The 26,921-nt window shown below is 61.3% G+C and carries 17 protein-coding genes and 14 pseudogenes; 16 read left to right on the top strand and 15 right to left on the bottom strand.

Translation table 11 applies throughout. The features are described 5' to 3' along the window. Positions 1-22 precede the first annotated feature (22 nt). The 4 genes and pseudogenes from ABIF91_RS45265 to ABIF91_RS45250 form a co-directional block, all read left to right on the top strand. A pseudogene (locus ABIF91_RS45265) lies at positions 23-425 on the top strand (TrbI/VirB10 family protein); the annotation flags it as partial. Further along, positions 422-712 (top strand): DUF2274 domain-containing protein, encoded by a 291-nt coding sequence (locus ABIF91_RS45260; protein WP_028181949.1) that lies wholly within the window; start codon positions 422-424, stop codon positions 710-712. The pseudogene ABIF91_RS45265 and the gene ABIF91_RS45260, both read left to right, overlap by 4 nt. Before the next feature lie 266 nt (positions 713-978). After that, positions 979-1,089: pseudogene (locus tag ABIF91_RS45255) on the top strand (IS6 family transposase); the annotation flags it as partial. A 197-nt stretch (positions 1,090-1,286) separates the two neighbouring features. Continuing rightward, positions 1,287-1,607, top strand: a complete 321-nt coding sequence (locus ABIF91_RS45250; RefSeq protein ID WP_424579918.1) for a helix-turn-helix domain-containing protein — start codon at positions 1,287-1,289, stop codon at positions 1,605-1,607. A gap of 31 nt (positions 1,608-1,638) precedes the next feature. On the opposite strand, the gene ABIF91_RS45245 is transcribed toward ABIF91_RS45250, so the two are convergent. Beyond that, entirely contained in the window at positions 1,639-2,907 is a 1,269-nt protein-coding gene (locus ABIF91_RS45245; RefSeq protein ID WP_038952271.1) for an IS256 family transposase, read from the bottom strand. Between ABIF91_RS45245 and istA (ABIF91_RS45240) the strand changes: the two genes are divergently transcribed. Together istA (ABIF91_RS45240) and ABIF91_RS45235 are read left to right on the top strand one after the other, a co-directional pair. Next, a complete protein-coding gene (istA, locus tag ABIF91_RS45240) occupies positions 2,842-4,230 on the top strand; it encodes an IS21 family transposase (protein ID WP_424579937.1) in 1,389 nt (462 codons plus the stop codon). The two genes, ABIF91_RS45245 and istA (ABIF91_RS45240), sit on opposite strands and share 66 nt — an antisense overlap. A gap of 14 nt (positions 4,231-4,244) precedes the next feature. Beyond that, positions 4,245-4,490, top strand: a pseudogene (locus ABIF91_RS45235) (ATP-binding protein); the annotation flags it as partial. Between the two features lie 32 nt (positions 4,491-4,522). On the opposite strand, the gene ABIF91_RS45230 reads toward ABIF91_RS45235, so the two are convergent. Then, a complete protein-coding gene (locus tag ABIF91_RS45230) occupies positions 4,523-5,791 on the bottom strand; it encodes an IS256 family transposase (RefSeq protein WP_038952271.1) in 1,269 nt (422 codons plus the stop codon). Positions 5,792-5,883: 92 nt separating this feature from the next. Here ABIF91_RS45230 and istB (ABIF91_RS45225) point away from each other — a divergent pair. The 4 genes and pseudogenes from istB (ABIF91_RS45225) to ABIF91_RS45210 all read left to right on the top strand — a co-directional run. Next, positions 5,884-6,405, top strand: a pseudogene (gene istB, locus ABIF91_RS45225) (IS21-like element helper ATPase IstB); the annotation flags it as partial. Between the two features lie 28 nt (positions 6,406-6,433). Continuing rightward, positions 6,434-7,042, top strand: a pseudogene (locus ABIF91_RS45220) (IS6 family transposase); the annotation flags it as partial. Between the two features lie 96 nt (positions 7,043-7,138). Next, a complete protein-coding gene (locus tag ABIF91_RS45215; RefSeq protein WP_014497957.1) occupies positions 7,139-8,407 on the top strand; it encodes an IS256 family transposase in 1,269 nt (422 codons plus the stop codon). Positions 8,408-8,437: 30 nt separating this feature from the next. After that, positions 8,438-8,594 (top strand): annotated as a pseudogene (locus ABIF91_RS45210) (IS6 family transposase); the annotation flags it as partial. Positions 8,595-8,609: 15 nt separating this feature from the next. On the opposite strand, the pseudogene ABIF91_RS45205 reads toward ABIF91_RS45210, so the two are convergent. From ABIF91_RS45205 to ABIF91_RS45185, 5 genes and pseudogenes are all read right to left on the bottom strand, one after another. After that, positions 8,610-8,756, bottom strand: a pseudogene (locus tag ABIF91_RS45205) (oleate hydratase); the annotation flags it as partial. A 45-nt stretch (positions 8,757-8,801) separates the two neighbouring features. Then, positions 8,802-9,503, bottom strand: a complete 702-nt coding sequence (locus ABIF91_RS45200) for an SDR family oxidoreductase (RefSeq protein ID WP_424579936.1) — start codon at positions 9,501-9,503, stop codon at positions 8,802-8,804. Between the two features lie 120 nt (positions 9,504-9,623). Beyond that, positions 9,624-10,753 (bottom strand): IS3-like element ISRj2 family transposase gene (locus ABIF91_RS45195; protein WP_129557670.1). Its coding sequence is split into 2 segments (ribosomal slippage): positions 9,624-10,501 and positions 10,501-10,753, totalling 1,131 coding nucleotides; the frame shifts between segments, so codons are not numbered across the junction. A gap of 525 nt (positions 10,754-11,278) precedes the next feature. Then, the gene (locus tag ABIF91_RS45190) at positions 11,279-12,547 is read right to left on the bottom strand and encodes an IS256 family transposase (RefSeq protein WP_038952271.1); all 1,269 of its coding nucleotides are present in this window, start codon (positions 12,545-12,547) and stop codon (positions 11,279-11,281) included. Between the two features lie 66 nt (positions 12,548-12,613). Beyond that, a complete protein-coding gene (locus ABIF91_RS45185) occupies positions 12,614-13,882 on the bottom strand; it encodes an IS256 family transposase (RefSeq protein ID WP_038952271.1) in 1,269 nt (422 codons plus the stop codon). 567 nt (positions 13,883-14,449) lie between these two features. On the opposite strand from ABIF91_RS45185, the gene ABIF91_RS45180 reads away from it, so the two are divergent. From ABIF91_RS45180 to ABIF91_RS45160, 5 genes and pseudogenes are all read left to right on the top strand, one after another. Continuing rightward, positions 14,450-15,793 carry an IS1380-like element ISBdi2 family transposase gene (locus ABIF91_RS45180; RefSeq protein ID WP_208086440.1) on the top strand — a complete coding sequence of 448 codons (1,344 nt, stop codon included), beginning with the start codon at positions 14,450-14,452 and terminating at the stop codon, positions 15,791-15,793. Positions 15,794-16,894: 1,101 nt separating this feature from the next. Further along, entirely contained in the window at positions 16,895-17,671 is a 777-nt protein-coding gene (locus ABIF91_RS45175; RefSeq protein ID WP_100213563.1) for an acetoacetate decarboxylase family protein, read from the top strand. 301 nt (positions 17,672-17,972) lie between these two features. Next, positions 17,973-18,418 (top strand): annotated as a pseudogene (locus tag ABIF91_RS45170) (IS6 family transposase); the annotation flags it as partial. Between the two features lie 33 nt (positions 18,419-18,451). Further along, positions 18,452-18,613 carry a hypothetical protein gene (locus ABIF91_RS45165; RefSeq protein ID WP_424579939.1) on the top strand — a complete coding sequence of 54 codons (162 nt, stop codon included), beginning with the start codon at positions 18,452-18,454 and terminating at the stop codon, positions 18,611-18,613. A gap of 56 nt (positions 18,614-18,669) precedes the next feature. Then, a pseudogene (locus tag ABIF91_RS45160) lies at positions 18,670-19,199 on the top strand (transposase); the annotation flags it as partial. 90 nt (positions 19,200-19,289) lie between these two features. On the opposite strand, the gene istB (ABIF91_RS45155) reads toward ABIF91_RS45160, so the two are convergent. Both istB (ABIF91_RS45155) and istA (ABIF91_RS45150) read right to left on the bottom strand, forming a co-directional pair. After that, positions 19,290-20,051: an IS21-like element ISFK1 family helper ATPase IstB gene (gene istB, locus ABIF91_RS45155; protein WP_011090937.1), complete on the bottom strand. Its 762-nt coding sequence runs from the start codon at positions 20,049-20,051 to the stop codon at positions 19,290-19,292. An 18-nt stretch (positions 20,052-20,069) separates the two neighbouring features. Next, a pseudogene (gene istA / locus ABIF91_RS45150) lies at positions 20,070-20,771 on the bottom strand (IS21-like element ISFK1 family transposase); the annotation flags it as partial. A gap of 247 nt (positions 20,772-21,018) precedes the next feature. On the opposite strand from istA (ABIF91_RS45150), the pseudogene ABIF91_RS45145 reads away from it, so the two are divergent. Further along, positions 21,019-21,576: pseudogene (locus ABIF91_RS45145) on the top strand (integrase core domain-containing protein); the annotation flags it as partial. Positions 21,577-21,621: 45 nt separating this feature from the next. Here ABIF91_RS45145 and ABIF91_RS45140 read toward each other — a convergent pair. The 6 genes and pseudogenes from ABIF91_RS45140 to ABIF91_RS45115 all read right to left on the bottom strand — a co-directional run. Next, a pseudogene (locus tag ABIF91_RS45140) lies at positions 21,622-21,954 on the bottom strand (transposase); the annotation flags it as partial. A 74-nt stretch (positions 21,955-22,028) separates the two neighbouring features. Further along, positions 22,029-22,796, bottom strand: a complete 768-nt coding sequence (gene istB / locus ABIF91_RS45135; protein WP_038952109.1) for an IS21-like element IS1631 family helper ATPase IstB — start codon at positions 22,794-22,796, stop codon at positions 22,029-22,031. A gap of 4 nt (positions 22,797-22,800) precedes the next feature. Next, positions 22,801-24,558, bottom strand: a complete 1,758-nt coding sequence (gene istA / locus ABIF91_RS45130; RefSeq protein ID WP_424579917.1) for an IS21-like element IS1631 family transposase — start codon at positions 24,556-24,558, stop codon at positions 22,801-22,803. A gap of 107 nt (positions 24,559-24,665) precedes the next feature. Continuing rightward, positions 24,666-25,208, bottom strand: a pseudogene (locus tag ABIF91_RS45125) (IS630-like element ISRj1 family transposase); the annotation flags it as partial. A gap of 31 nt (positions 25,209-25,239) precedes the next feature. Next, positions 25,240-26,508, bottom strand: coding sequence for an IS256 family transposase (locus tag ABIF91_RS45120; protein WP_014497957.1), 1,269 nt, complete (start codon positions 26,506-26,508; stop codon positions 25,240-25,242). A gap of 95 nt (positions 26,509-26,603) precedes the next feature. Next, positions 26,604-26,807, bottom strand: a pseudogene (locus ABIF91_RS45115) (helix-turn-helix domain-containing protein); the annotation flags it as partial. Between the last annotated feature and the right edge of the window lie 114 nt (positions 26,808-26,921).

Genomic DNA, 26,921 nt, shown 5'->3' with positions numbered 1-26,921 from the left:
CCAGTCAGATCATCGCCTGAAAAGCGGCCGTGCGGACGGCCAGAGTCGAATCCTCTTGGTCTGGACTCGCATCATCATACCGGACGGCAACTCGATCGTGCTGGAGCGCCAGCCGGGCGCCGACACTGGTGGTTATGCCGGACTCGAGGACGATGTCGACAACCACTGGGGCATGCTATTCAAGGCCGCCGTTCTCTCGACCATGCTCAGCGTCGGAGCGGAGGCGGCACGAGCCAAATGAGAACAACCTCGTTCAAGCGATTCGTAGCGGTGCGTCCAACAGCATCAGCCAGACCGGCCAATTGGTCGTGCAGCGTCAGCTCAACATCCAGCCGACGCTGACCATCCGGCCAGGTTTCCCGGTCCGCGTGATCGGCACGCGCGATTTGGTGCTGGCGCCCTACAGCAATGGAGGAACGCCATGACGAAGCTCAAGCTTGGGCCGCTTGAAGACGACAAGCCAGTCAAGCTCACGATCGAGCTGCCGGCGGCGGTCTTTAGGGATCTCAGAAGCTACGCCGAGATCCTGACGCATAGCGTAGGTCTGATGACGCGGACCGAGCCTGCTAAACTGATTGCGCCGATGATCGAGCGTCTCATGGCGACCGACCGCGCCTTCGCGAAAGCACGGCGAAATGCCACTCAGCTCGCACCTCGGTATAGCGTTCACGACGCAGGTCAAGAAACGGACGCAACGATGGATTGCCGTTAGCCTGCCGCCAGTAAGCGCGAAAGCTGAGCACCGGGTTTGCCGGTTCGGAAAGGCAAGGCGTCCAGCCATAAGATGTATTGGCCGAACAATTCGGTCGTCAAATCGGCCGGCGCCTGAACCCTGCCGCTATCGGCGAGAAAGCGGGCAAAGAACTTCAGTGCTTTCCAGCATTGGTGACGCGTGCTAGGTGACGACGATGCATGATGCCCCCGGAACGGTACCGTCAAGTTAACGAATTGGAACGGCGGAGGGGGTAGACGAGCGGCCTGCGGACTGCCAAGGACCCTCTTTATCGCCGCCATCGCTTCTCGCCGGAAGTGATCAGCTATGCCGTTTGGTTGTATTTCCGGTTTCCCTTAAGCTTGCGCATGGTCGAGGTGCGGATTCCGATTTATTCCGGCCGGGTATTCCGACTTGAAGCCGGCCATCGTTCCGATTTGAAGCCGGCCACGATTCCGAAATGAAACCGGCCGGCATTCCGATTTGAAGTCGGCCGGGTTTTTGGAAGTCGGCGTTTTCGTTTGGATCAGTCCCTCAGGCATCAAGTCCCGCGTTGATCAACGTGGGGAAGCGGATGCCGGCCAAGAGAGAACTGACCATGCGACAGATACGACAGATGCTGCGGCTTGCCCGTGATGGGGTGAGCGCCCGGGAGATTGGGCGCACGCTCGGCGTGGCGCGCAGCACCATCCAGGACAACCTCAAGCGTGCCTCGACTGCCGGGCTGGCGTGGCCTTTGGCGGGCGATCTGACCGACGCCGTTCTTGAACAACGTCTGTTTGCCCATGCCGGCGTCAGGCGCGGCTTTCGCCGGCGCCGGGAGCCGGATTGGGCCTCGCTGGCCTGTGAGCTGAAGCGGCCTGGCGTCAATCTGATGGTGCTGTGGGAGGAGTGAGCTATGGCTGATTTTGGGTGACGCGGCCTGATCAGGCGGCGTGGCTTTCAGTGTTCGGAATGACTTCGATTCCGTCGATGAACTTTACACCGGCGATGACTTTCGGCAACTGGTTCGTGCTCTTCAATCGCCGCCAGGTCTTCGATGCGGCGTCGATGAGCTTGAACACCATCAGCTTCGCAGTTTGTTGCGACAGCGATCCCTTGGTCCGCACCGTTCGGTGGCGCACCGTGGCGAAGACGCTCTCGATCGGGTTCGAGCTGCGTAGGTGGATCCAGTGCTCAGCAGGGAAGTCGAAGAAGGCGAGCAGCGCATGGCGATCCTTGATCAGGCACTCCACCGCACGTCCGTATTTGACGTGGTATTTCTCGACGAAGACGTCGATCGCGGTTTCAGCTTCGGCCCGGTGTGGGGCCAGATAGATGTTCCGCAGGTCGTTCTTCATGGGGCCCTGCACGGATTTGGCGACCTTGTCGAGTACGTTGCTCACTTTATGGCACCAGCATCGTTGGTGCCGCGTGCCGGGAAAGGCCTCGTCCAGTGCCTTCCAGAAGCCGAGGGCGCCGTCGCCGATGGCGAGTTGCGGGGCAATCCGTAACCCGCGTTGCCGCAGGTCGATCAGGAGTTCGCGCCAGCTCTGCGCGCTCTCGCGCACGCCGACCTGGAAGCCGATCAGCTCCTTCTTGCCTTCCGGCGTGGTGCCAATCAGCACCAGCATGCATTCGCTGTGATCTTCCATGCGGGCCTGCAGGTACACGCCATCGGCCCAGATGTAGACATAGCGACGCGCCGACAGATCGCGTCTCTGCCAGCGTTCGTACTCGACCTGCCAATCGGCCTTCAGGCCGGCGATCACCGAAGGCGACAGGTTCGGCGCATCCTTGCCGAGCAGCGCCGAGAGCGCCTCCTGGAAGTCGCCGGTCGAGATGCCGCGCAAATAGAGGACCGGGATCAAGGCATCCAGGCTCTTCGTCCGCCGCGCCCATAGCGGCAGGATTGCCGAACTGAAGCGGAGGCGGTCGCCTGGCCCGCTCGCTCCGCGGTCGCGGACCTTGGGACGAGCGACCTCCACCGGACCGATGCCGGTCGCAATCTCGCGCACCGGACCGTGCCCATGTCGGACCAGGCGCGCTCGACCGTCGGGCAGCGTCAGATTGGCCGTGCTGGCCAGAAACGCGCCAACCTCGATCTCGATCGCCCTGGCAAGCAGGTCCCGCGCGCCGGCACGAACGATATCGGTCAGTGGATCATCAACCGCGGACGGCTGACGGAAAGCAAGAACATTGGTAGTCTCGGTCATGGCGTATCGCTCTCCTCGAGAGGTTCTGGCAGGCTCGTCACCCGCCTCGATACGCCGCCTTCCTCACACCGTCATCACCCAGATTCCGCCATAGCTCGGGAGGAGTACCGGGCGGTCCACCCGGAAGGTTATGGCTACAGCCGGTTCTGCGATTTATTCCGAGAATTCGACCGGCGGCTGTCTCCGACGATGCGGCAGGACCATCCGGCCGGCGACAAGGTCTTTGTCGATTACTCCGGCAAGAAGATCATGATCGTTGATCGCGAAACCGGGGTTGTACGCGATGCGGAGATCTTCGTCGCCGTGCTTGGCGCCTCGAATTACACCTACGCCGAGGCGACCTGGACGCAGACACTTCCGGACTGGATCGAGGCCCATGTCCGGATGTTCCGGTTCTTTGGCGGGGTGCCGCGCCTCGTCGTCCCTGACAATCTGAAGTCCGGCGTGCACCGGGCTTCGTTCTACGACCCTGAAATCAATCGCAGCTACGGGATGATGGCGTCCCATTACGGCGTTGGCGTCCTTCCGGCACGGCCAAGAAAGCCGCGGGATAAGGCAAAAGTGGAGGCCGGGGTTCGGTTTGCCCAGACCTATATCCTCGGGCGGCTTCGTCGCCAGACCTTCTTCTCGTTGGCCGAGGCGAACGCAGCCATTGCCGCTGCGCTGGAGCGGATCAACGCGCACATCATGCGCCGGCTCGGTGTCAGTCGCCGTCAATTGTTCGAGACGGTCGAGATGTCGGTCCTGGCGTCGTTGCCGGACGCCGATTATCAGTTTGCGGAATGGCGCGTGGCCCGCGTCTCGCTCGATTATCATGTCGAGATCGACGGCTTCTTCTACTCAGTTCCACACGGCCTGATCCGGGAGCAGGTCGACGTCCGCGCCACCACCCGGACCATCGAGCTGTTCCATCGGGGTTCGCGTGTTGCGGCTCACCAGCGCCGCTACGGCGGCCGCCGGCACGGCACCGATCCCGACCACATGCCCAGCGCGCATCGGCGTTACGCCGAGTGGACTCCCGAGCGGTTCCGTCGCTGGGGACGATCGATCGGGCTAAACACTGAGGGTCTCGTCCTCGCCATTCTGGCCAATCGGCCTCATCCCGAACAAGGATTCCGGACCTGTCTGGGTGTGCTTCGGCTGTTCAAGGATCTCGATCCGGAACGCGCCGAGTTGATCGCGGCCCGCGCGGTTGCGGTCCGCGCGCTGACCTACAAGAGCATCGCCTCGATCATCGCCAACAAGCTCGACCGCAGCGCTCGCCCCACCGATGACGTCGTCGTCGACCATCCCAATCTGCGCGGCCCCGGCTACTTCCATTGAAAGGAAAATCCAGCATGCTGACCCATCCCACGCTCGACCTGCTGCAAAATCTCGGTCTCCACGGCATGGCCAAAGGCTTCAAGGAGCTTGATGCCCAGCCCGAAGCACGCAGCCTCGAACATGCCGAATGGCTGGCCCTGCTCCTGGAACAGGAGAAAACGCAGCGACAGCAAAAGCGGTTTGAGAGCAGAGCTCGCGCCGCCAAGCTACGTCATGCCGCTTGCGTCGAGGATGTCGACTACCGTGCCATCCGCGGGCTGAGCTATGGCTGATTTTGGGTGACGCGGCCTGATCAGGCGGCGTGGCTTTCAGTGTTCGGAATGACTTCGATTCCGTCGATGAACTTTACACCGGCGATGACTTTCGGCAACTGGTTCGTGCTCTTCAATCGCCGCCAGGTCTTCGATGCGGCGTCGATGAGCTTGAACACCATCAGCTTCGCAGTTTGTTGCGACAGCGATCCCTTGGTCCGCACCGTTCGGTGGCGCACCGTGGCGAAGACGCTCTCGATCGGGTTCGAGCTGCGTAGGTGGATCCAGTGCTCAGCAGGGAAGTCGAAGAAGGCGAGCAGCGCATGGCGATCCTTGATCAGGCACTCCACCGCACGTCCGTATTTGACGTGGTATTTCTCGACGAAGACGTCGATCGCGGTTTCAGCTTCGGCCCGGTGTGGGGCCAGATAGATGTTCCGCAGGTCGTTCTTCATGGGGCCCTGCACGGATTTGGCGACCTTGTCGAGTACGTTGCTCACTTTATGGCACCAGCATCGTTGGTGCCGCGTGCCGGGAAAGGCCTCGTCCAGTGCCTTCCAGAAGCCGAGGGCGCCGTCGCCGATGGCGAGTTGCGGGGCAATCCGTAACCCGCGTTGCCGCAGGTCGATCAGGAGTTCGCGCCAGCTCTGCGCGCTCTCGCGCACGCCGACCTGGAAGCCGATCAGCTCCTTCTTGCCTTCCGGCGTGGTGCCAATCAGCACCAGCATGCATTCGCTGTGATCTTCCATGCGGGCCTGCAGGTACACGCCATCGGCCCAGATGTAGACATAGCGACGTGCCGACAGATCGCGTCTCTGCCAGCGTTCGTACTCGACCTGCCAATCGGCCTTCAGGCCGGCGATCACCGAAGGCGACAGGTTCGGCGCATCCTTGCCGAGCAGCGCCGAGAGCGCCTCCTGGAAGTCGCCGGTCGAGATGCCGCGCAAATAGAGGACCGGGATCAAGGCATCCAGGCTCTTCGTCCGCCGCGCCCATAGCGGCAGGATTGCCGAACTGAAGCGGAGGCGGTCGCCTGGCCCGCTCGCTCCGCGGTCGCGGACCTTGGGACGAGCGACCTCCACCGGACCGATGCCGGTCGCAATCTCGCGCACCGGACCGTGCCCATGTCGGACCAGGCGCGCTCGACCGTCGGGCAGCGTCAGATTGGCCGTGCTGGCCAGAAACGCGCCAACCTCGATCTCGATCGCCCTGGCAAGCAGGTCCCGCGCGCCGGCACGAACGATATCGGTCAGTGGATCATCAACCGCGGACGGCTGACGGAAAGCAAGAACATTGGTAGTCTCGGTCATGGCGTATCGCTCTCCTCGAGAGGTTCTGGCAGGCTCGTCACCCGCCTCGATACGCCGCCTTCCTCACACCGTCATCACCCAGATTCCGCCATAGCTCCCGCGGGCTCGACCGCACGCTCTTTCTAAAACTCGCCGCCGGCGACTGGATCCGAGCGAGGCATAATCTCCTCGTCACTGGGCCATGCGGCGTCGGCAAGAGTTGGCTTGCTTGCGCCCTCGGCCACAAGGCCTGCCGGGACGACTTCGCCGTTGCCTACCATCGCGTCCCGCGTCTGTTCGCCGCTCTCGCACTGGGACGCGCCGACGGACGCTATACCAGGATGCTGCGGGCGATCGCACGACTTGATCTGCTGATCCTGGACGACTGGGGACCAGAACCTCTCGACGCCGACCAGCGCCGTGATTTGCTCGAAATCGTCGAGGATCGATACGAAGCCCGTTCGATCATCGTCACCAGCCAGCTGCCCGTCGATCGCTGGTACGAAATCATCGGAAACCCCACCATCGCCGACGCGATCCTCGATCGCCTCGTCCACAATGCCTACCGCATCGAACTCAAAGGAGAGAGCCTCAGGAAGCAGAAGCAACCCGCTCAAGATCAACCGGTCTCTTGACCTTCCCAGCCCTCGACGACATCATGAAATTGACCCATGCGAACGACGCCACGGGTGGCCGGCTTCAGATCGGAATACCCGGCCGGCTTCGAATTGGAATGCATGGCCGGCTTCGTTGGAATCCACAGTCGAGGAAATGCTGGCGGCGCGTGGCATTGGCGTGACCTATGAAACCGTGCGCCAGTGGGGACGGAAATTCGGCAAGCCGTTCTCCGATCGGATCCGCCAGCGCGCACCCGCTCGCGGTGACAAATGGCATCTGGACGAAGTCGTTATCTTGATCGCGGGCGAACAACATTGGCTCTGGCGCGCTGTCGACCAGAATGGCTTCGTTCTCGACGTCTTGATCCAGCGCCGAAGAGACTCGCGCGCTGCCCAGCGGCTCATGAAGAAGCTCTTGAAATCCGCCGGCACGCCGCCGCGCGTGATGATCACGGACAAGCTCCGTTCGTACGGCGCTGCGAGCGCGAAGATGGGCTTTCACGTCGAACATCGCCAGCACAAAGCTCTCAACAATCGGGCCGAGAATTCTCATCAGCCGACGCGGCGACGCGAGCGGATCATGAAGCGTTTCAAATCGTCCGATCAGGCTCAACGGTTTCTGTCAGTTCACGATCAGGTCGCGAACCTTTTCCACAGAGCTATGCGGGAAACTGGGTGATGACGGAATGAGATAGGCGGCGTATCGAGGCGGGTGTCGAGCCTGCCAGAACCTCAAGGAGAGCGATACGCCATGAACGAGCATAGCAACATTGTCCCACTGCGTCAGCCCGATGAGATCGACGATCCACTGACGAATATTTTGCGATCTGGAGCTCGGCAGCTGCTTGCGCAGGCTGTCGAGATGGAAGCCGAGGCGTTTCTCGCCGCGATGAAGGGCTTGAAGCTTCCCGATGGCCGCGACCGCCTCGTGCGACACGGCCATGGTCCAGTGCGGACGATCCAGACGGGGATCGGCGCCGTCGAAGTCGCCCGGGTAAAGATTCGCGATCGCGCGGTGACCAGCGATGGCGAGCGGATCCGCTTCACCTCGGCGATCCTGCCGTTGTGGGCACGGCGCACGAAGAGCTTGGATGCACTTTTGCCGGTTCTGTACCTGCGAGGCATCTCGACGGGCGACTTCCAGGAGGCGCTGGCGGCGCTCTTGGGCAAGGATGCGCCGAATCTTTCTCCGGCGGTGGTTTCCAGACTGACGACGGAGTGGCAGCTCGAGTACGAGCGTTGGCAGAAGCGCGATCTGTCGGCGCGCCGGTACGTATACGTGTGGGCGGACGGCGTCTTCCTGCAGGCTCGCATGGAAGACCACAGCGAATGCATGCTGGTGCTGATCGGCGCGACGCCGGAAGGCAAGAAGGAACTCATCGGCTTCCAGGTCGGCGTGCGCGAGAGCACGCAGAGCTGGCACGAACTGCTCGTCGAGGCGAAAACCCGAGGGCTGAAGATCGCCCCGGAAATCGCCGTCGGTGACGGCGCGCTCGGCTTCTGGAAGGCGCTCGACGAGGTCTTTCCCGCCACGCGACATCAGCGGTGCTGGGTGCACAAAACCGCGAATATCTTGAACAAAGTCGCAGTGTCGGTACAGGCCAGCATGAAGAAGGATCTGCGCGAGGTCTATTTGGCGTCCAACCGAGCTTCGGCCGAAGTGGCGATCGATGTCTTTGCCGAGAAATACGGAGCGAAGTACGACAAGGCGGTCGAGTGCCTGACGAAAGATCGCGACGCAATGCTTGCGTTCTACGAATTCCCCGCCGAGCATTGGGACCACTTGCGGACGACGAATCCCATCGAAAGCGTGTTCGCGACGGTCCGGCACAGAACGGTGCGCACGAAAGGTTCGTTATCGTCAACGACTGCCAAGTTGATGGTGTTCAAGCTGCTCTGCGCCGCATCAAAGACCTGGCGGCGGCTGAAAGGCACAAATCAGTTGCCGAAGGTCAGCGCAGGTGTCAGATTCGAAAACGGCATCGAGGTCATCCAAGTGCCGGAAAACCACGCCGCCTGATCGCCTCGTCACCCAAAATCCCGCATAGCTCTTTTCCACATCCCCTATCCCGGAGCCGTCACTGCCGACTTCCGTCGTGCTTCGCGCGAGCGAGCCTTTGCGACTTGGCGCGAGATCTCCACAACAAGCGCCATCGCGAGCTCTCGAACCTTTGAGAAGCGCCTCCTTCGGCTCGGCGGTCGATTAAGTTGACGATGCCGTCGCCACGCATCTGCCCGTCGCGGATCAAGAAGGCCGCGCCGGAGAGCGCAGCCAACCCCGAACCAACGAACCAAGCTGTCTTGCTATCCACGCCGGCGGGTTTGCGGGGCCGAGCAAAAGCTTCGTAATTTCCACTGGTGTAATACATCGCGACATTCCATCTCGTTTGATGTGACAATCCGTCCGCTGATAGTCAGAAGATGTTTTCGACCGCCTGACACTTTTGCGGGACGCCGATCGTCAGACCGCCATCGACGACGATTTCGGAGCCCGTAAAATAAGAGGACTCGTCGCTAAGCAGGAACAAGACTGCCTGTGAAACTTCCTGCGGCTCGGCCGGCCGCCCGAGCGGAATTGGAAAACTGGAAAGATCGATGTTCTCTGTCATCCGAGTGTTGATGAAGCCCGGATGGATAGAGTTTATGCGAACGCCGGACGCGGCGGCCTCCAAGGCAGCGGACTTCGTTATGCCACGCACGCCGAACTTGGAAGCAACATAGGCGTGAAGCCCAGCACTACCCCTCAGCCCCTCGACCGACGAGATGTTGACGATTGACCCTCCGCCCGCGCGGCGCATGGCAGGTAGGGCAGTCTGCATTCCCAAGAACACACCAGTGAGATTGACAGCCAGGGTCTTCTCCCACTGCTCGAGCGGAAACAGCTCGATGGGAGCCATGCTGGCTATGCCTGCATTGTTGACGAGGCCGTGCAGCGCGCCGAACTTGCTCTCAACAGCCGCTATCGCCTGGCACCATTCCTCTGGCTGAGCGACGTCTTGATGCACATACATCGCGGATGGGCCAAGTTCGGCCGCGAAAGTCGCTCCTTCATTGTCAAGAATATCGGTGATCACGACTTTCGCGCCCTCGAGAGCTGGCCCCGGTTGTTTGGACAGCGCCCCGCTGGATTTAAGTGAATTCCTGCCGGGTTATGCTGAACGCGGGGCTTTACGGTTTTGTCGTTGCGTCGGGAGGGCGTAGCCCGACCAGAGCGACGACAAAACCGTCGGCGACGGTCATGCGGCCATCACCATAGCTTGCGTGCCGAAGTAAGCCTCGTCGGGCGTGCGCCCGTCAAGGCTCGAGTGAGGGCGTCCCTGATTGTAGAAGGCCAGATACTTGGCAATTGACGCTCGCGCCTCGGACACGCTGTCGTAGGCGCGGAGATATACTTCTTCGTATTTGACCGTGCGCCAGAGCCGCTCGACAAACACGTTGTCGCGCCAGGCGCCCTTGCCGTCCATGCTGATGGCGATCTTCGCGTCCAGCAGCACATCGGTGAACTCGAGGCTGGTGAACTGGCTGCCCTGATCCGTGTTGAAAATCTCGGGCCTGCCGTGCTTCGCCAACGCCTCCTGGACCGCTTCGACGCAGAAGGCCGCCTCCATTGTGATCGAGACGCGATGGGCCAGGACCCGTCGGCTGAACACATCGACGACCGCCGCGAGATAGACGAAGCCACGCCGCATCGGAATGTAGGTGATGTCCATTGCCCACGCATGGTCGGGCCGCTCGATCTTCAATCCGCGCAACAGGTACGGGTAGATCTTGTGACCCGGAGCCGGCTTGCTCGTGTTCGGGCGACGATAGACCGCCTCGATCCCCATGCGCTTCATCAGCGTCGCGATGTGGCGGCGACCGGCGTATACGCCCTCCCGCCGCAGCAACGATCGCAGCATACGCGCTCCCGCGAAGGGATAATCGAGATGCAGCTCATCGAGCCGACGCATCAAGGCAAGGTCCTCGGCCGAAACTGGCCGAGGTTCATAGTAGACCGTGCTGCGAGCCAGCTTCAGGACCTTCGCCTGGCGCACGATAGAAAGATCATGATCGCGGTCGATCATCGCTTTGCGCTCAGCAGGCCCGCCTTGGTGAGCGCGCCGGACAAAAAATCGTTTTCCAACGCCAGCTCGCCGATCTTGGCATGTAACGCCTTCAAATCGACCGGCGTCTCGGCCGATGTCTTGTCATGCCCAAACACGCCGGCGGCGCCTTCCAGGAGCTGGTTTTTCCAGATCGTGATCTGGTTCGGATGAACATCAAACAGTTGCGCCAGCTCCGCCAGTGTCTTGTCGCCTTTGACCGCAGCCAAAGCAACCTTCGCCTTGAATGCCGGAGAATGCGTCCGGCGGCTCTTCTTCGTCATCTTCGCTCCTGATTCGCAGCAAGAATCCTCGCCGCTGTCAGGCAGAAAATCCACTCAAGCTACTGTCCGAATTTGCGGGGCCAGCTCTCTCGGCTACCAGCAGGCGCGCATGAGCGGCCCCCATCCCTCGAGCCCCGCCGGTTACCAAAATGACTTTTTCGCTCACACGTCCCATAACTCTTGGTTCCCTCGATCAGTGGCGGTGCAGGGTTTTTCAGCATCAAAAAGGATGACGGGCATGTTGATCAAAATGGTTGAGAACGAGCGTTGAAAGTCGGGCAAGCCAAGAGTTGCGGTCTGCACCACGCCCCGGACTCTTGCCGATCTGCCCTCTGCTACGCATCATCTTTGATGCCCAAAGCCTGTGCGCAGTACCCGTGTAAATTGGCGCTAAAGCACTTCGATAACGATTTCACATCGCGAACGTGCTTCCGCCGCTCAGGCGTTAGCCATCCTTCGGATTGTTGCATTGGCTTTGCCGACTACCCCACCGAGCTATGGCTGATTTTGGGTGACGCGGCCTGATCAGGCGGCGTGGCTTTCAGTGTTCGGAATGACTTCGATTCCGTCGATGAACTTTACACCGGCGATGACTTTCGGCAACTGGTTCGTGCTCTTCAATCGCCGCCAGGTCTTCGATGCGGCGTCGATGAGCTTGAACACCATCAGCTTCGCAGTTTGTTGCGACAGCGATCCCTTGGTCCGCACCGTTCGGTGGCGCACCGTGGCGAAGACGCTCTCGATCGGGTTCGAGCTGCGTAGGTGGATCCAGTGCTCAGCAGGGAAGTCGAAGAAGGCGAGCAGCGCATGGCGATCCTTGATCAGGCACTCCACCGCACGTCCGTATTTGACGTGGTATTTCTCGACGAAGACGTCGATCGCGGTTTCAGCTTCGGCCCGGTGTGGGGCCAGATAGATGTTCCGCAGGTCGTTCTTCATGGGGCCCTGCACGGATTTGGCGACCTTGTCGAGTACGTTGCTCACTTTATGGCACCAGCATCGTTGGTGCCGCGTGCCGGGAAAGGCCTCGTCCAGTGCCTTCCAGAAGCCGAGGGCGCCGTCGCCGATGGCGAGTTGCGGGGCAATCCGTAACCCGCGTTGCCGCAGGTCGATCAGGAGTTCGCGCCAGCTCTGCGCGCTCTCGCGCACGCCGACCTGGAAGCCGATCAGCTCCTTCTTGCCTTCCGGCGTGGTGCCAATCAGCACCAGCATGCATTCGCTGTGATCTTCCATGCGGGCCTGCAGGTACACGCCATCGGCCCAGATGTAGACATAGCGACGCGCCGACAGATCGCGTCTCTGCCAGCGTTCGTACTCGACCTGCCAATCGGCCTTCAGGCCGGCGATCACCGAAGGCGACAGGTTCGGCGCATCCTTGCCGAGCAGCGCCGAGAGCGCCTCCTGGAAGTCGCCGGTCGAGATGCCGCGCAAATAGAGGACCGGGATCAAGGCATCCAGGCTCTTCGTCCGCCGCGCCCATAGCGGCAGGATTGCCGAACTGAAGCGGAGGCGGTCGCCTGGCCCGCTCGCTCCGCGGTCGCGGACCTTGGGACGAGCGACCTCCACCGGACCGATGCCGGTCGCAATCTCGCGCACCGGACCGTGCCCATGTCGGACCAGGCGCGCTCGACCGTCGGGCAGCGTCAGATTGGCCGTGCTGGCCAGAAACGCGCCAACCTCGATCTCGATCGCCCTGGCAAGCAGGTCCCGCGCGCCGGCACGAACGATATCGGTCAGTGGATCATCAACCGCGGACGGCTGACGGAAAGCAAGAACATTGGTAGTCTCGGTCATGGCGTATCGCTCTCCTCGAGAGGTTCTGGCAGGGAGCTATGGCTGATTTTGGGTGACGCGGCCTGATCAGGCGGCGTGGCTTTCAGTGTTCGGAATGACTTCGATTCCGTCGATGAACTTTACACCGGCGATGACTTTCGGCAACTGGTTCGTGCTCTTCAATCGCCGCCAGGTCTTCGATGCGGCGTCGATGAGCTTGAACACCATCAGCTTCGCAGTTTGTTGCGACAGCGATCCCTTGGTCCGCACCGTTCGGTGGCGCACCGTGGCGAAGACGCTCTCGATCGGGTTCGAGCTGCGTAGGTGGATCCAGTGCTCAGCAGGGAAGTCGAAGAAGGCGAGCAGCGCATGGCGATCCTTGATCAGGCACTCCACCGCACGTCCGTATTTGACGTGGTATTTCTCGACGAAGACGTCGATCGCGGTTTCAGCTTCGGCCCGGTGTGGGGCCAGATAGATGTTCCGCAGGTCGTTCTTCATGGGGCCCTGCACGGATTTGGCGACCTTGTCGAGTACGTTGCTCACTTTATGGCACCAGCATCGTTGGTGCCGCGTGCCGGGAAAGGCCTCGTCCAGTGCCTTCCAGAAGCCGAGGGCGCCGTCGCCGATGGCGAGTTGCGGGGCAATCCGTAACCCGCGTTGCCGCAGGTCGATCAGGAGTTCGCGCCAGCTCTGCGCGCTCTCGCGCACGCCGACCTGGAAGCCGATCAGCTCCTTCTTGCCTTCCGGCGTGGTGCCAATCAGCACCAGCATGCATTCGCTGTGATCTTCCATGCGGGCCTGCAGGTACACGCCATCGGCCCAGATGTAGACATAGCGACGCGCCGACAGATCGCGTCTCTGCCAGCGTTCGTACTCGACCTGCCAATCGGCCTTCAGGCCGGCGATCACCGAAGGCGACAGGTTCGGCGCATCCTTGCCGAGCAGCGCCGAGAGCGCCTCCTGGAAGTCGCCGGTCGAGATGCCGCGTAAATAGAGGACCGGGATCAAGGCATCCAGGCTCTTCGTCCGCCGCGCCCATAGCGGCAGGATTGCCGAACTGAAGCGGAGGCGGTCGCCTGGCCCGCTCGCTCCGCGGTCGCGGACCTTGGGACGAGCGACCTCCACCGGACCGATGCCGGTCGCAATCTCGCGCACCGGACCGTGCCCATGTCGGACCAGGCGCGCTCGACCGTCGGGCAGCGTCAGATTGGCCGTGCTGGCCAGAAACGCGCCAACCTCGATCTCGATCGCCCTGGCAAGCAGGTCCCGCGCGCCGGCACGAACGATATCGGTCAGTGGATCATCAACCGCGGACGGCTGACGGAAAGCAAGAACATTGGTAGTCTCGGTCATGGCGTATCGCTCTCCTCGAGAGGTTCTGGCAGGCTCGTCACCCGCCTCGATACGCCGCCTTCCTCACACCGTCATCACCCAGATTCCGCCATAGCTCTACCCCACCTTCTAGCCCGTCTTATTCGCGAGAGGGCGCCTGAGAGGCTGGCGAGCGTGGTGTAAAGCGCTGATGCGGAGTAGGATTCGGTTGCGAAGCCACCCCATCACCTTCAACCGCGAACGCCACGCCCGCCATGACCGATGATACGATTTCAGACCACTATCGAGAAGCAAGAATTCAACACAAATAAAACCTCTGCCTCGCGCTCGATCTCTTCATGCTTGATAGTCTCGTTTCGGAGGCTGAGCACCTACCGCGTCTAATAGGCCGCTCGCGCCGGTTTCTTTGGACGCGGCACGACCGCGACTCCACGTTTCGGCACAGAAATGATCGGGAGTCACTCAATCTTTCTTCAACTTAACCCGTCTTATTCGTAAGAGTGCGCCTGAGGGGTAAAGCGCTGATGCGGCGTAGGATTCGGTTGCGAAGCCACCCCATCACCTTCAACCGCGAACGCCACGCCCGCCATGACCGACGATACGATTCCGCCCTTCTCGTTTCCAGCCGTTCACGCCAAGAAAGTCACAGCTGCCTTCGATGGCGGTCGCCTGACCTCGAACGGGGGCGTGATGCTTCTGGCGATGGCCGAGCGGCGTCTCGGCTTGGCCAACAATCTGGCCCGGGTGTTCCCGGATCGGCGCGATCCGACGCGGGTCGTGCACAGCCTGGTCGATATGTTCCGCGCTCGCATGTTCGCGATCTGCTGCGGCTACGAGGACGCCGACGACCTCGATCATCTGAGGTCCGATCCGGCATTCAAGCTGGCCTGCGGACGGCTGCCGGACACGGGCCGGGATTTGTGTTCCCAGCCGACGCTGTCGCGGCTGGAGAATGCTCCGCGCCTGCGCGACGTGATCCGGCTGACCTACACTTTGGTCGACGCATGGATGGATAGCTACCCGCGCGAGCCGGCATCCGTCACGCTCGACATCGATGATACCTGCGACGTCGTCCACGGCCATCAGCAGCTCTCGCTGTTCAACGCTCATTATGACGAACGCTGCTTCCTGCCGATCCACGTCTACGACACGGAGAAGAGCCGGCCCGTGGCCGTCGTGCTGCGGCCCGGCAAGACGCCGGGCGGCGTCGAGGTGCGTGCCCATCTGCGCCGCCTGGTACGGCATATCCGGACGCGATGGCACAACACGCAAATTACGTTCCGTGGCGACGGGCACTATGCCCGGCCGGAGGCAATGGCGTGGTGCGAGACCAACGGCATCGACTACATCTTCGGTCTGTCCGGCACCAAGCCTCTCGCCAGAAAAGTCGACGAGGTCGCCGACGACATCCGCACGCGACGCGCCATCGAGAACCTGCCGGTTCTGCGTGGCTATACCGAGACGCGCCACAAGGCAAAGTCCTGGGATCGCGAACGGCGCACTGTCGCCCGTATTGAGGCGACGATGCTCGGCCTCGACATCCGCTTCGTCGTCACCAGCCTCGATGTCGGCTCGGCCGAGTGGATCTACGACAGCCTGTATTGCGCGCGCGGCCAAGCCGAGAATCTGATCAAGCTGCATAAGACGCAGCTCGCCTCCGATCGCACCAGCTGCCGTTCGGCGCTCGCCAACCAGGTCCGTCTCGTGCTCCATACGGCCGCTTATTGGCTGATGCTGACCGTGCGCGACGCCATTCCCAAAGCCCGGGAATTGGCCGCTGCCGAGTTCGCGACGCTGCGTCTTCGGCTCTTGAAAATCGCCGCCCGTGTCGTCGAGACCACGAGCCGCATTCGCCTTGCGTTTGCCGCGGCATGTCCCGAAGCCGACCTGATCTGCGGCTTGCCCGGCGCGCTGCTGCCGCTCGGTCCTTGACCGGCGGGGCGTCCGCCCCCGTTCGCCCAACCCATCCCTCAAGCGCGTTGCAAAGTACCGGTCGTCAGGCGGCGAAAAGCCGAAGGCAATCCTGTGCGCCTCGTCAGACAAGATGTGCGGCCGCATCAATCGGGCCCAAAAGCCGCACTCTCACGAATAGGACGGGCTAGACGCCGACAATTTGCGACCGAATTTCCTCCGGTTTCGGAGATAGGATCGGTACCCGCGAGCGGAGCGATACCGGTGCCGAACGGTGCTGAGCTCCTTGTGGATCGAAAAGTGGGGCGCAGAACGCATGAGGTTCTCCTAAGTCTTGCGAATTGGAGTATCCATTCCGTGCAATCGGCGCGCCGAGACTCTGATGGGAAGTCAGCCTCACGTGACTCTTGCACAGGCGCTGGAGGTCTTCCGACTCTCTACCGAGACGGTGATGTCAGGGCCTGCGTTTTCTACCATCCGCAGCGATAATGTTACGCTGATCTGGTTTAATCGAGACACAATGGCGATAGCCATGCTGTTGCGAAAACTCGTGAGAGAGCCTCATCAACTTTCTGTCCGGATACTTGATCATGTCGGGCTTTCGACATCGCGTCGTCAATCGGACGAGCGAGGAAGACAACAGAACAAGAGTCGAAAGTTGTCGGGTCACTCGTACCCAATTTGACGTCAGCCGGTGAGCCGTATAACCGCACGAGGTGCCTGGCATCGACGTTGCATAACGACTGATAGACAAATAGGAATCACCCACTCGCCTTGACGTCATCATCGGTGAGCACGCTCCGCCGGAATGGATGGACAATCAGGCGCATTCGGCAGCACAGGACAGCTGCCGGCTTCTAGAATGGAAAAGGTCAAGCGTGTTGGATGTTTTCGGATCGTTTAATCCGGCGGATTGAGGTGCAAGGCGCAGAAACGGCACTGCGGCCTCGCGTAGCGCAGATCGCTATCACCGGATCGATGTGCCGTACGGACTACCGAACCCACATCGCTGCCAGCGCAGTACAGTCGCTTCAGGGGCGCTTCAACAACCGGAGAGGCGAGGTGAGATGAATAGCTCAATCTCCAACCGCGCGAAATTGTTCTGAGATCGAGGAGGATGCGATGCCCGACGTCAAAGGCATTCCGCTTGATGCGCCGCTTTACCATGGGGGCAAAAATCGTGGCAGTGCGTTTCTCGGCTGCCAAGCCATAAACCTTATGTTCAGCGTGGGGCACGAGGCGAATTGTTTATTGCCGAAGGAGCTAGCACCTGCAGCAAACCCTGCAATCGCCATTGTGGGGGTCGCGAGCTATCGCTCAAGCACTGTCGGGCCATACTTGGAGTGCTATTCAGGAATTCAAGTTCGTGATCCCGGCGGTGAGACTGGCTACTACATCCCTTACATTTACGTGACGGTAAATGATGCAGCTCTCGCCTCGGGACGAGAGGTTCTTGGTGCTCCAAAAAAGCTGGCGCACATTAGACTGATCAGAGAAGGCGGTCTAATTCAGGGTACGCTCGAGCGTCCGAAAGGCAAGCGCCTGCTGACCCTTACCGCTCAACCAGACGAGCGCATGAGCTCGGATTCGCGACAGATATATGCTGCGCGGACGAATTTCTACTCGGTTCGGCAGCTGCCGCCCATTATTGAGTCCGGGAAGGGAGAGGTCACGCAACTCGTCAAATGGTGTACGGACCGAACGCTGCGACGCGACGAGCGTGGCGAAGAAGTTCTATTTACTGGACCAACCTCCCTAACTTACGACTCCCCCTCGATTATCGATCCCGTGCACAACTTGACAGTTGGCCAAGCCCTGCTCGGCACATACGAGGAGTATGACGCAAGGCTCGAGGCCATTGATATCCTTTCGGAGGAATCAAACCCGGTAAACAGATGATCGACGAGCTTGAAGAATTCATCCAATCCTAAACTGCTGCCAGGGCTGTCGGTTTGCCGGCTCACGGGCGGTTATTGCAATGTGAGCTAAAGTCCTTGACTCACTGCATGACATCGCAAAGCAGGGACGACGCCTCGCCTGCCGCGTGTGCCATATGTAACAGGCATGCTCGCACCAGGCGCCTGCATGATGAGTGGCCCATCCGGGGGTGGTGGTCGTATCGGCCATGATGGCTGGAGAATAGTCACAGCGGTACCGTCAAGTTAACGAATTGGAGCGGCGGAGGGGGTAGACGAGCGGCATGCGGACTGCCAAGGACCCTCTTTATCGCCGCCATCGCTTCCCACCGGAAGTGATCAGCTATGCCGTTTGGTTGTATTTCCGGTTTCCCTTAAGCTTGCGCATGGTCGAGGAAATGCTGGCGGCGCGTGGCATTGGCGTGACCTATGAAACCGTGCGCCAGTGGGGACGGAAATTCGGCAAGCCGTTCTCCGATCGGATCCGCCAGCGTGCACCCGCTCGCGGTGACAAATGGCATCTGGACGAAGTCGTTATCTCGATCGCGGGCGAACAACATTGCTGTCGACCCAGAATGGCTTCGTTCTCGACGTCTTGATCCAGCGCCGAAGAGACTCGCCCGCTGCCCAGCGGCTCATGAAGAAGCTCTTGAAATCCGCCGGCACGCCGCCGCGCGTGATGATCACGGACAAGCTCCGTTCGTACGGCGCTGCGAGGGCGAAGATGGGAGAGCTGGCCCCGCAAATTCGGACAGTAGCTTGAGTGGATTTTCTGCCTGACAGCGGCGAGGATTCTTGCTGCGAATCAGGAGCGAAGATGACGAAGAAGAGCCGCCGGACGCATTCTCCGGCATTCAAGGCGAAGGTTGCTTTGGCTGCGGTCAAAGGCGACAAGACACTGGCGGAGCTGGCGCAAGTGGTCTGAGCCCCGCAAACTCCTCCAAGAATGGGTAGAGTCCGTCACCTCTGAGGAGATGGACCATGAAGCCAAGTCGGTTCACGGAAGAGCAGATCATCGGGATTTTGCGGGAGCAGGAGGCGGGTGTGGCGACGGCTGATGTCTGCCGCAAACACGGGATCTCGAGCGCAACATTCTACAAATGGAAGGCCAAGTACGGTGGCCTGGAGGTATCCGATGCCAAGCGGCTGAAGGCATTGGAGGACGAGAACGCCAAGCTGAAGAAGCTCCTGGCCGAGGCAATGCTCGACAACGCCATGCTCAAGGACGTTGCGTCAAAAAAATGGTGACGCCCGCCGCGAGGCGAGAGGCCGTCGCTCATCTGCGGACCAACTTCGAAGTGAGCGAACGGCGGGCGTGCAAAGCCTTGGGGGCAGATCGCGCATCGGTGCGCTATCGCAACGGGCGAGCCGATGATGCGGCCGTACGCGCCCGCCTGCGCGAGCTGGCGGCCATCCGCCGCCGGTTCGGCTACCGTCGTCTGCTGGTGCTGATGCGCCGCGAGGGGCTGGTCATGAACCACAAGAAGTTTCGACGTCTGTATCGTGCGGATTTCACGGATCGTGAGCATCGATTTCGCGCGATCGTGAGCACTGAATTCAGACGATCGTGAGCAGCCCGCTACGGCCGATGGGAGATAGAGTCAGTGTTCTGGTTGGCCGTCAAGGGTGATGGTTTTGGCGCTGCGTTTTCGCATGCTTTCTCCGGTGAGCTGGAGGCGGTGGGCGTTGTGGACGAGGCGATCGAGAATGGCGTCGGCGACCGTGGGGTCCCCAATGGCTCCATGCCAGGTGTCCACGGGGAGCTGACTTGTGACGATGGTGGATGCGCGGCCATGGCGGTCCTCGAGGATTTCGAGCAGATCGCGGCGTTCCGCGGCGGTGAGCACCGATAGTCCCCAATCATCCAAAATCAGAAGCTGAGCGCGGCCGAGGCTTTTGAGGAGCCGGGCGTAACGTCCGTCTCCGCGCGCGAGCGCGAGCGCCTCGAACAGCCTTGGAACGCGATGATAGAGGACTGATCGGTTGTCGCGGCAGGCCTTGTGGCCGAGCGCGCAGGCTAACCAACTTTTGCCCAGGCCGGTTGCCCCGGTGACGAGCAAATTCTCGTGGCGATCGATCCAGCGACCTTCGACGAGTTTGGCGAAAACGGCGCGGTCGATGCCCCGCGGGGTGCGCAGATCGACGTCCTCGACGCAAGCAGTCTGGCGCAGTGCGGCGATCTTGAGGCGCGTGGTGAGCCGCCTGGTGTCGCGTTCGGCGGCTTCGCGGTCGACCAACAGGCCGATGCGATCTTCGAACGGCAGGGCTTCGAGATCGGGCGATCGGCGCTGCTCCTCGAAGGCCTTGGCCATTCCGGTCAGGCCAAGCTCGATCAGCCGTTCGTGGGTTGGGTGGTTAAGCATGCCGGGTCTCTCCTTGCTTCAGTGGAAGTAGTCGCGTCCGCGGATGTTGCCGTGGCGCAGGGGCTGGTGCTCGAAAGATTCGTCGAAGAACGTGCGATCGAGGCCGTTCTGGAGGATCGATCTAATCGAGGCGACGGAGCGCGCCTTGATGAGGATGCCCCTCCGGCAGGCTGCGTCGAGGCGTTCGGCGCCGTAGCTTTTGACGAGCGCCAGAATGCCAAGGCAGGTTCGAAAGCCTTGTTCTGGATGGGGGCGGGCGTCGATCACGGCCTGGAAAAACGCTGCTGTCGAAGGACCGATCCGCTCGCCGGCGGCGATCACCGCGGCGGGGGTCCATTTGCCGTAGCGGCGATGGGCGCTGGGCATGTGGTCGGCGATGGTGGTGTGTCCGCGTCGGTTGGGCGCGCGGGCATGGCTGGCGATCCGCTGGCCCTTGTGGAAGATCTCGACCGTCCGATCGTCGATACGGGCATCGACCAGCTCGCCAATCAGACGATACGGCGCGGAGTACCAATGGCCGTCGACCTCGACATGATAATCGGGAGCGAGGCGGCAGCGCTTCCAGCGTGCGAAGGCATAAGGCTGATCTGGCAGCGGGGTTAGCTTGGGTTTGTCGAGTTCGGCAAACAGTTCGGCGCGGCTTGAGCCGAAGCCACGCATTTGACGAGCATTGAGTTCGTCGACGAGTGTCTTGATGGCGGCGTTGAGCGATGGCCCGCTCTGGCAGGCCTTGAAAATGTTTTAACCGAAGGACTTCCTTGATCCGGCGCATCGACAATCTCTGGGTAGGCATTGGACTTCCTCGTTAACCACGAGGTCATCCCTAAGCCGGTTGAGTTGTCGGCCGAAGCGCTGCAAGGCTCCGAAAGCCTTGCTCACGATCCCGCGAAATCGTTGCTCACGATCGTCTGAAATCTCTGCTCACGATCCCCTGAAATCCGCGCTCACGATCCCCCGAAACGCGCAGTATCGCGAGGAACGGCTGCAAGTCCGCCGGCGTGGCGGCCGTAAACGGGCGCTCGGCAGCAGGGCGCCAATGGCGATCCCGCAAGGCGCCAACCAGCGCTGGAGTCTCGACTTTCTGTCGGATGCGTTCGCCGATGGCCGACGGTTCCGGATTCTGGCTGTGGTCGACGACTTCACTCGCGAATGCCTGGCGCTCGTCGCCGATACTTCGCTGTCGGGCCTGCGGGTCACACGCGAGCTCGATGTCATCATTGCCTGGCGCGGCCGGCCGGCGATGTGCCTGTCCGACAACGGCACTGAGCTGACCGGAATGGCCGTGCTGCGCTTCAGCCAAGAGAGGCAGATCGAGTGGCACTACATCGCGCCCGGCAAACCGACCCAGAATGCCTTCATCGAGAGCTTTAACGCCCGCCTGCGCGATGAACTTCTCAATGAGACGCTGTTCACTTCGCTCGCACAGGCGCGAGCCGTGCTGGCGGCCTGGAAAGACGACTACAACAACGCCCGGCCGCACAGCGCCCTGGGCAACCTCACGCCGACCGAATACGCCAAACGCAACGCTCTTGGGCCGCAACGGGACGGGACGCTGCGCTATTACCCGGAATCAGAGCTGAGTGATACGGCGGCCTTTGAAACGGCGTTGACGGACCTTTTTCTTGGTCCAGACGAAGGGCTCGGCTCTGTCGTTGTATGCGTTGACGTAGGCATCGATGTGTTCCTGAAGCTGCTTGAGGCTCGTGAAGGAGGTGCCGCTGAGCGACTGCCCCTGCAAGATGGAAAACCATACTTCGACCTGATTGAGCCATGACGCACTTGTCGGCGTGAAATGAAATTGCACGTTGGGGTGGGCCTTGAGCCAGTCCTCGTTCTTTTTATGGGTGTTGAGGTTGTCGAGGATGACGTGAAGCTTGCGGTTCGGAAAAGCCGCGGTGACGCCCCCGCGGGTCACTTCAAATTCCTCCGGGTGTGGTCAGTCAAATTCCTCCACCCGCGAGGCAGGACAAGGGACTGTTAGTTTGAGTTTGTTTCCCGGGCAAGAGCTTCAGCGGCTTCTTTGAGCCGATAGCTGCGTCCGTCGAACTCAAGCAGATGGCAATGATGCATAAGGCGATCGAGGATCGTCGTGCTCATAGTGTTGTCCCCAAGGTATGCCCCCCAATCCTGCACGACGCGATTGGAGGTGACGATGACGCTGCGGCGCAGTTTGTAACGCTGATGGATCAGGGTCTGCAGCAAAGTGCCGGCGTCGTCGGGGATGGCGCGTGCGAGGAATAGATCGTCCAGCACGAGGAGATCGCAGTCGATGATGGTTCGCAGCCGGACCTCGCGTTGTGCCGGAGAGTTCAGGGCGTAGCGGTGGAAGAAGTCGTCGGTCTCAAGATACTGGACCTTGTGGCTTTGCAGGATCGCCTGATAGGCAATCGCCTTGGCGATGTGCGACTTCCCGGTGCCAGGTTTGCCAACAAGCAGAGCGTTCTCGCCAGCGGCAATGAACGCCAGGGTGTGGAGCTGGAAGCAGGTCTGACGTGGCAGTTTGGGATTGAAGGACCAGTCGAACTCGGCGAGCGTCAGCTTTTCGTCGAGCCCGGATTGCTGGTATCGCCGCTCGATAAGACGGGACTGACGACGGTCCAGTTCATCCTGCAGGATAAGGGAGAAGGTCTCGAGGAAGGGCTGGTTGGCGCCCTGCGCCTGGAGCACGCGCGTCTGCAGCGTGTCGCGGACACCCGACAGGCGCAGCTGTCGTAGGCAACGCTCAATTTCCGGCATGGTCATCATGTGGCTAGGTCTCCAGTTTAAGGTGAGAAGGTGCAGCGGGAGCGCTCGTGGCGCCGGAGTTGGCCGGGGTTGCGCAGGCGACACGAGCGCGGATTGCCGTGGCGTGATCGTCGTGAGCCTCGGCCTGCCGACCATTGTCGTCGGCGTCGCGCCGCACAGCGCGGCTGAAGAGGTCGCCGTATTCCGCGGGGGTACGGATCAGCGGATGATCCTGGGTGAGCGGCGATGCCGGCTGTGGCGTCACTCCAACCTGCTCGATCGCCTGTTCGAACAACCGCTCGACGGTCGCACGCACGTGCTTGTAGCGGTAGATGCGGTTGTCGATGGCGTGCGCGCAGGCCTGCTCGACCAGCCGCGCCGGATACTTCCGGCCCAGCCCGACAATGCCCCACATCGCGCGCTGTCCGGGGCGCCCTTCGGTGTCGAACACCTGCTGGCACAAGGCCCTGGTCTGCGATCCGATGCGCTCGGCGCTCGCCAGCAGCACGGCGGTTTGCCGCGACGGGTTGAACGGCCGTTCGCTGGTCGGCAGGACGACAGAACCGGGGTGCGCCATCCGGGAATGAACACGCAGCAGCGCACGGGTGTGGCGATCACGGATCTCGATCGTGGTGGTGTAGATGCGCACGACGACCTGGCTGCCGATCGGCGCGGGCCGCGCGGCGTAATAGCTGTTGTCGACGCGTACGGTGGTGTCGTCGCAGACAGTCCGGACGACTTCGGTGAAGATGCGGAAGGGAGCGACAGGCAGCGGCCGCAGGTGCGGCTTCTCTTCCTGGAACATCGCCTCGACCTGACGGCGCGTGCTGCCGTGGATGCGTTTGGAAGCCCAGTTCTCCTCCCAGTGCCTCAAGAACTCGTTTTGCGCCTCCAGCGTCTCGAAGCGCCGTCCGGCCAGCGCAGTGCCCTGGGTATGTTGAATCGCATTCTCGACGCATCCTTTCCGATTTGGATCGGCCACGCGCGCGGGATCGGCGACCACGGCGTAATGAGCCAGCATCGCGCTGTAAATCGGGTTGAGCTGGGGCTCGTACAAATCCGGCTTGAGGACGCCTTCCTTCAGGTTGTCGAGCACGACATAGCTGGGGACCCCGCCAAAATACCGGAACGCCTCTTCGTGGAGCTGCGCCCAGACTTGTTGGCTGGACTTCCAGACTACCCGCCGGAAGCTGCGCCGCGAGTAGCGTAGCGTCATCACGAACAGGCGGGGACGACGGTACCGCCCGCTCTTCGGATCAACCGTCGGCGCGCCCTCGCCATAGTCGACCTGAGCTTCCTCGCCGGGGAGGAACTCAAGACGATCAAACTGCTCAGGATCAGCGTGCCGCAACCGGCGCACAAACCGCTTGACACTCTGGTAGCTGGACGGAAAGCCAAATTGATCAACCAGGTCCTGGTAAATCGCCTGCGCGTTCCGCTTCAGCCGGACCTGTTCTTCGATCCACGTCCGATGCGCTTCGCAAGCCGAACGGGCCAGGCTGCTGGTGACCGTCGCTTCCGATGTCCCAAAAGCCGGTGGTCGGGGTGGAGGAATTTGGCCGTCCGCGCTCACCGAGCCGGTGGTCACTTCCCCGGGGGAATTTGCCTCCGCACCGGCCCGCAGCGCCTGATAACGCCGGATCGTCTTGCGATCGACACCCGTCAGCCGGTGAATCTCGCGCTGGCTGGTGTTGCGATCAAGTAATGTAAGTACGGTGCTTTGCAGATGTCGCTTCAAGACGTTCAACTCCCCGGCCCCTTGCTGGCTAAAGGGGTCGAACATAAACGTCCTGCCTGACCGGCTACTGCTGTTCAGCGGCGCTGACGGCGATCATCAGGTGGGGGAGTTTCAAGTGACCATACCCGGGGGATTTTGACCGACCCACGGGGGACGCTGTTCATGAAATCGAGAAACTCGACGCGGCGCCGGCGTTTTGAATGGGTCGCGATGATCTTTCCGGTGGCGACTTCGAGCGCCGCAAACAATGTTGTGGTGCCATGCCGCTTGTAATCGTGGCTTTGGCCGGTCAAGGCGCGGCCATTGGGCAACTTCAGATAACCCTGCGCTCGCTCCAAAGCCTGGATCGAGGGCTTCTCGTCCACGCACAGCACAATGGCCTTCGCCGGCGGCGCGACATAGAGGCCGACAACATCGGCGGCTTTGGCCGTAAAGTTCGGGTCGTTGCTCTCGCACCAGGACTTGCGAGCCACCAGGTCAATCTTGTGGCTGCGCAGGAACCGCCAGACATATTGGACATCGACATCGCCCAGCGCCTCGGCCAGCAGGGGGCCGGTCCAGCGCGCAAACCCTTGCGGTGGCGGCTTATCCAGCAGCTTCAGAATCCGCTTGTCGGTCGTCTTCGTATAGATCGGCTGCTTGCCAGGCCGCGGCTTGTCTTGCAGCCCTTCAAGGCCATGGTCGGCATAGCGATGGAGCTATGCGGGATTTTGGGTGACGAGGCGATCAGGCGGCGTGGTTTTCCGGCACTTGGATGACCTCGATGCCGTTTTCGAATCTGACACCTGCGCTGACCTTCGGCAACTGATTTGTGCCTTTCAGCCGCCGCCAGGTCTTTGATGCGGCGCAGAGCAGCTTGAACACCATCAACTTGGCAGTCGTTGACGATAACGAACCTTTCGTGCGCACCGTTCTGTGCCGGACCGTCGCGAACACGCTTTCGATGGGATTCGTCGTCCGCAAGTGGTCCCAATGCTCGGCGGGGAATTCGTAGAACGCAAGCATTGCGTCGCGATCTTTCGTCAGGCACTCGACCGCCTTGTCGTACTTCGCTCCGTATTTCTCGGCAAAGACATCGATCGCCACTTCGGCCGAAGCTCGGTTGGACGCCAAATAGACCTCGCGCAGATCCTTCTTCATGCTGGCCTGTACCGACACTGCGACTTTGTTCAAGATATTCGCGGTTTTGTGCACCCAGCACCGCTGATGTCGCGTGGCGGGAAAGACCTCGTCGAGCGCCTTCCAGAAGCCGAGCGCGCCGTCACCGACGGCGATTTCCGGGGCGATCTTCAGCCCTCGGGTTTTCGCCTCGACGAGCAGTTCGTGCCAGCTCTGCGTGCTCTCGCGCACGCCGACCTGGAAGCCGATGAGTTCCTTCTTGCCTTCCGGCGTCGCGCCGATCAGCACCAGCATGCATTCGCTGTGGTCTTCCATGCGAGCCTGCAGGAAGACGCCGTCCGCCCACACGTATACGTACCGGCGCGCCGACAGATCGCGCTTCTGCCAACGCTCGTACTCGAGCTGCCACTCCGTCGTCAGTCTGGAAACCACCGCCGGAGAAAGATTCGGCGCATCCTTGCCCAAGAGCGCCGCCAGCGCCTCCTGGAAGTCGCCCGTCGAGATGCCTCGCAGGTACAGAACCGGCAAAAGTGCATCCAAGCTCTTCGTGCGCCGTGCCCACAACGGCAGGATCGCCGAGGTGAAGCGGATCCGCTCGCCATCGCTGGTCACCGCGCGATCGCGAATCTTTACCCGGGCGACTTCGACGGCGCCGATCCCCGTCTGGATCGTCCGCACTGGACCATGGCCGTGTCGCACGAGGCGGTCGCGGCCATCGGGAAGCTTCAAGCCCTTCATCGCGGCGAGAAACGCCTCGGCTTCCATCTCGACAGCCTGCGCAAGCAGCTGCCGAGCTCCAGATCGCAAAATATTCGTCAGTGGATCGTCGATCTCATCGGGCTGACGCAGTGGGACAATGTTGCTATGCTCGTTCATGGCGTATCGCTCTCCTTGAGGTTCTGGCAGGCTCGACACCCGCCTCGATACGCCGCCTATCTCATTCCGTCATCACCCAGTTTCCCGCATAGCTCATAGCGATGCCGCCAAAGGCTGACAATCCGCGGCTGGACCCCAACTTCCTTGGCGATCGACCGGGTGCTGCGCCCATCCGCCGCCAACAGAACTATCCGCGCCCGCTTCAAATCGCGCTGCAACGTCACCGGTGAGCGACAGCACGCCTCAAGCACCTTGCGATCTTTCCTCGAAAGGTGGACTTCTCTTGCTTCGGGTATCATCCCGACCTTGAATCACGACTCACGTTCCAAGAAAAGTGGGTACTATGCCGAGGGCTCCGCGCCCCGCCCCGTTGCTTCACCGAGCCCCTTGGGCTCATATTCAACCGGGACTCT

The organism is Bradyrhizobium sp. USDA 241 (assembly GCF_049739505.1).
Classification (GTDB): Bacteria; Pseudomonadota; Alphaproteobacteria; order Rhizobiales; family Xanthobacteraceae; genus Bradyrhizobium; species Bradyrhizobium liaoningense.
This window is presented reverse-complemented; position numbering and strand designations above follow the sequence as displayed.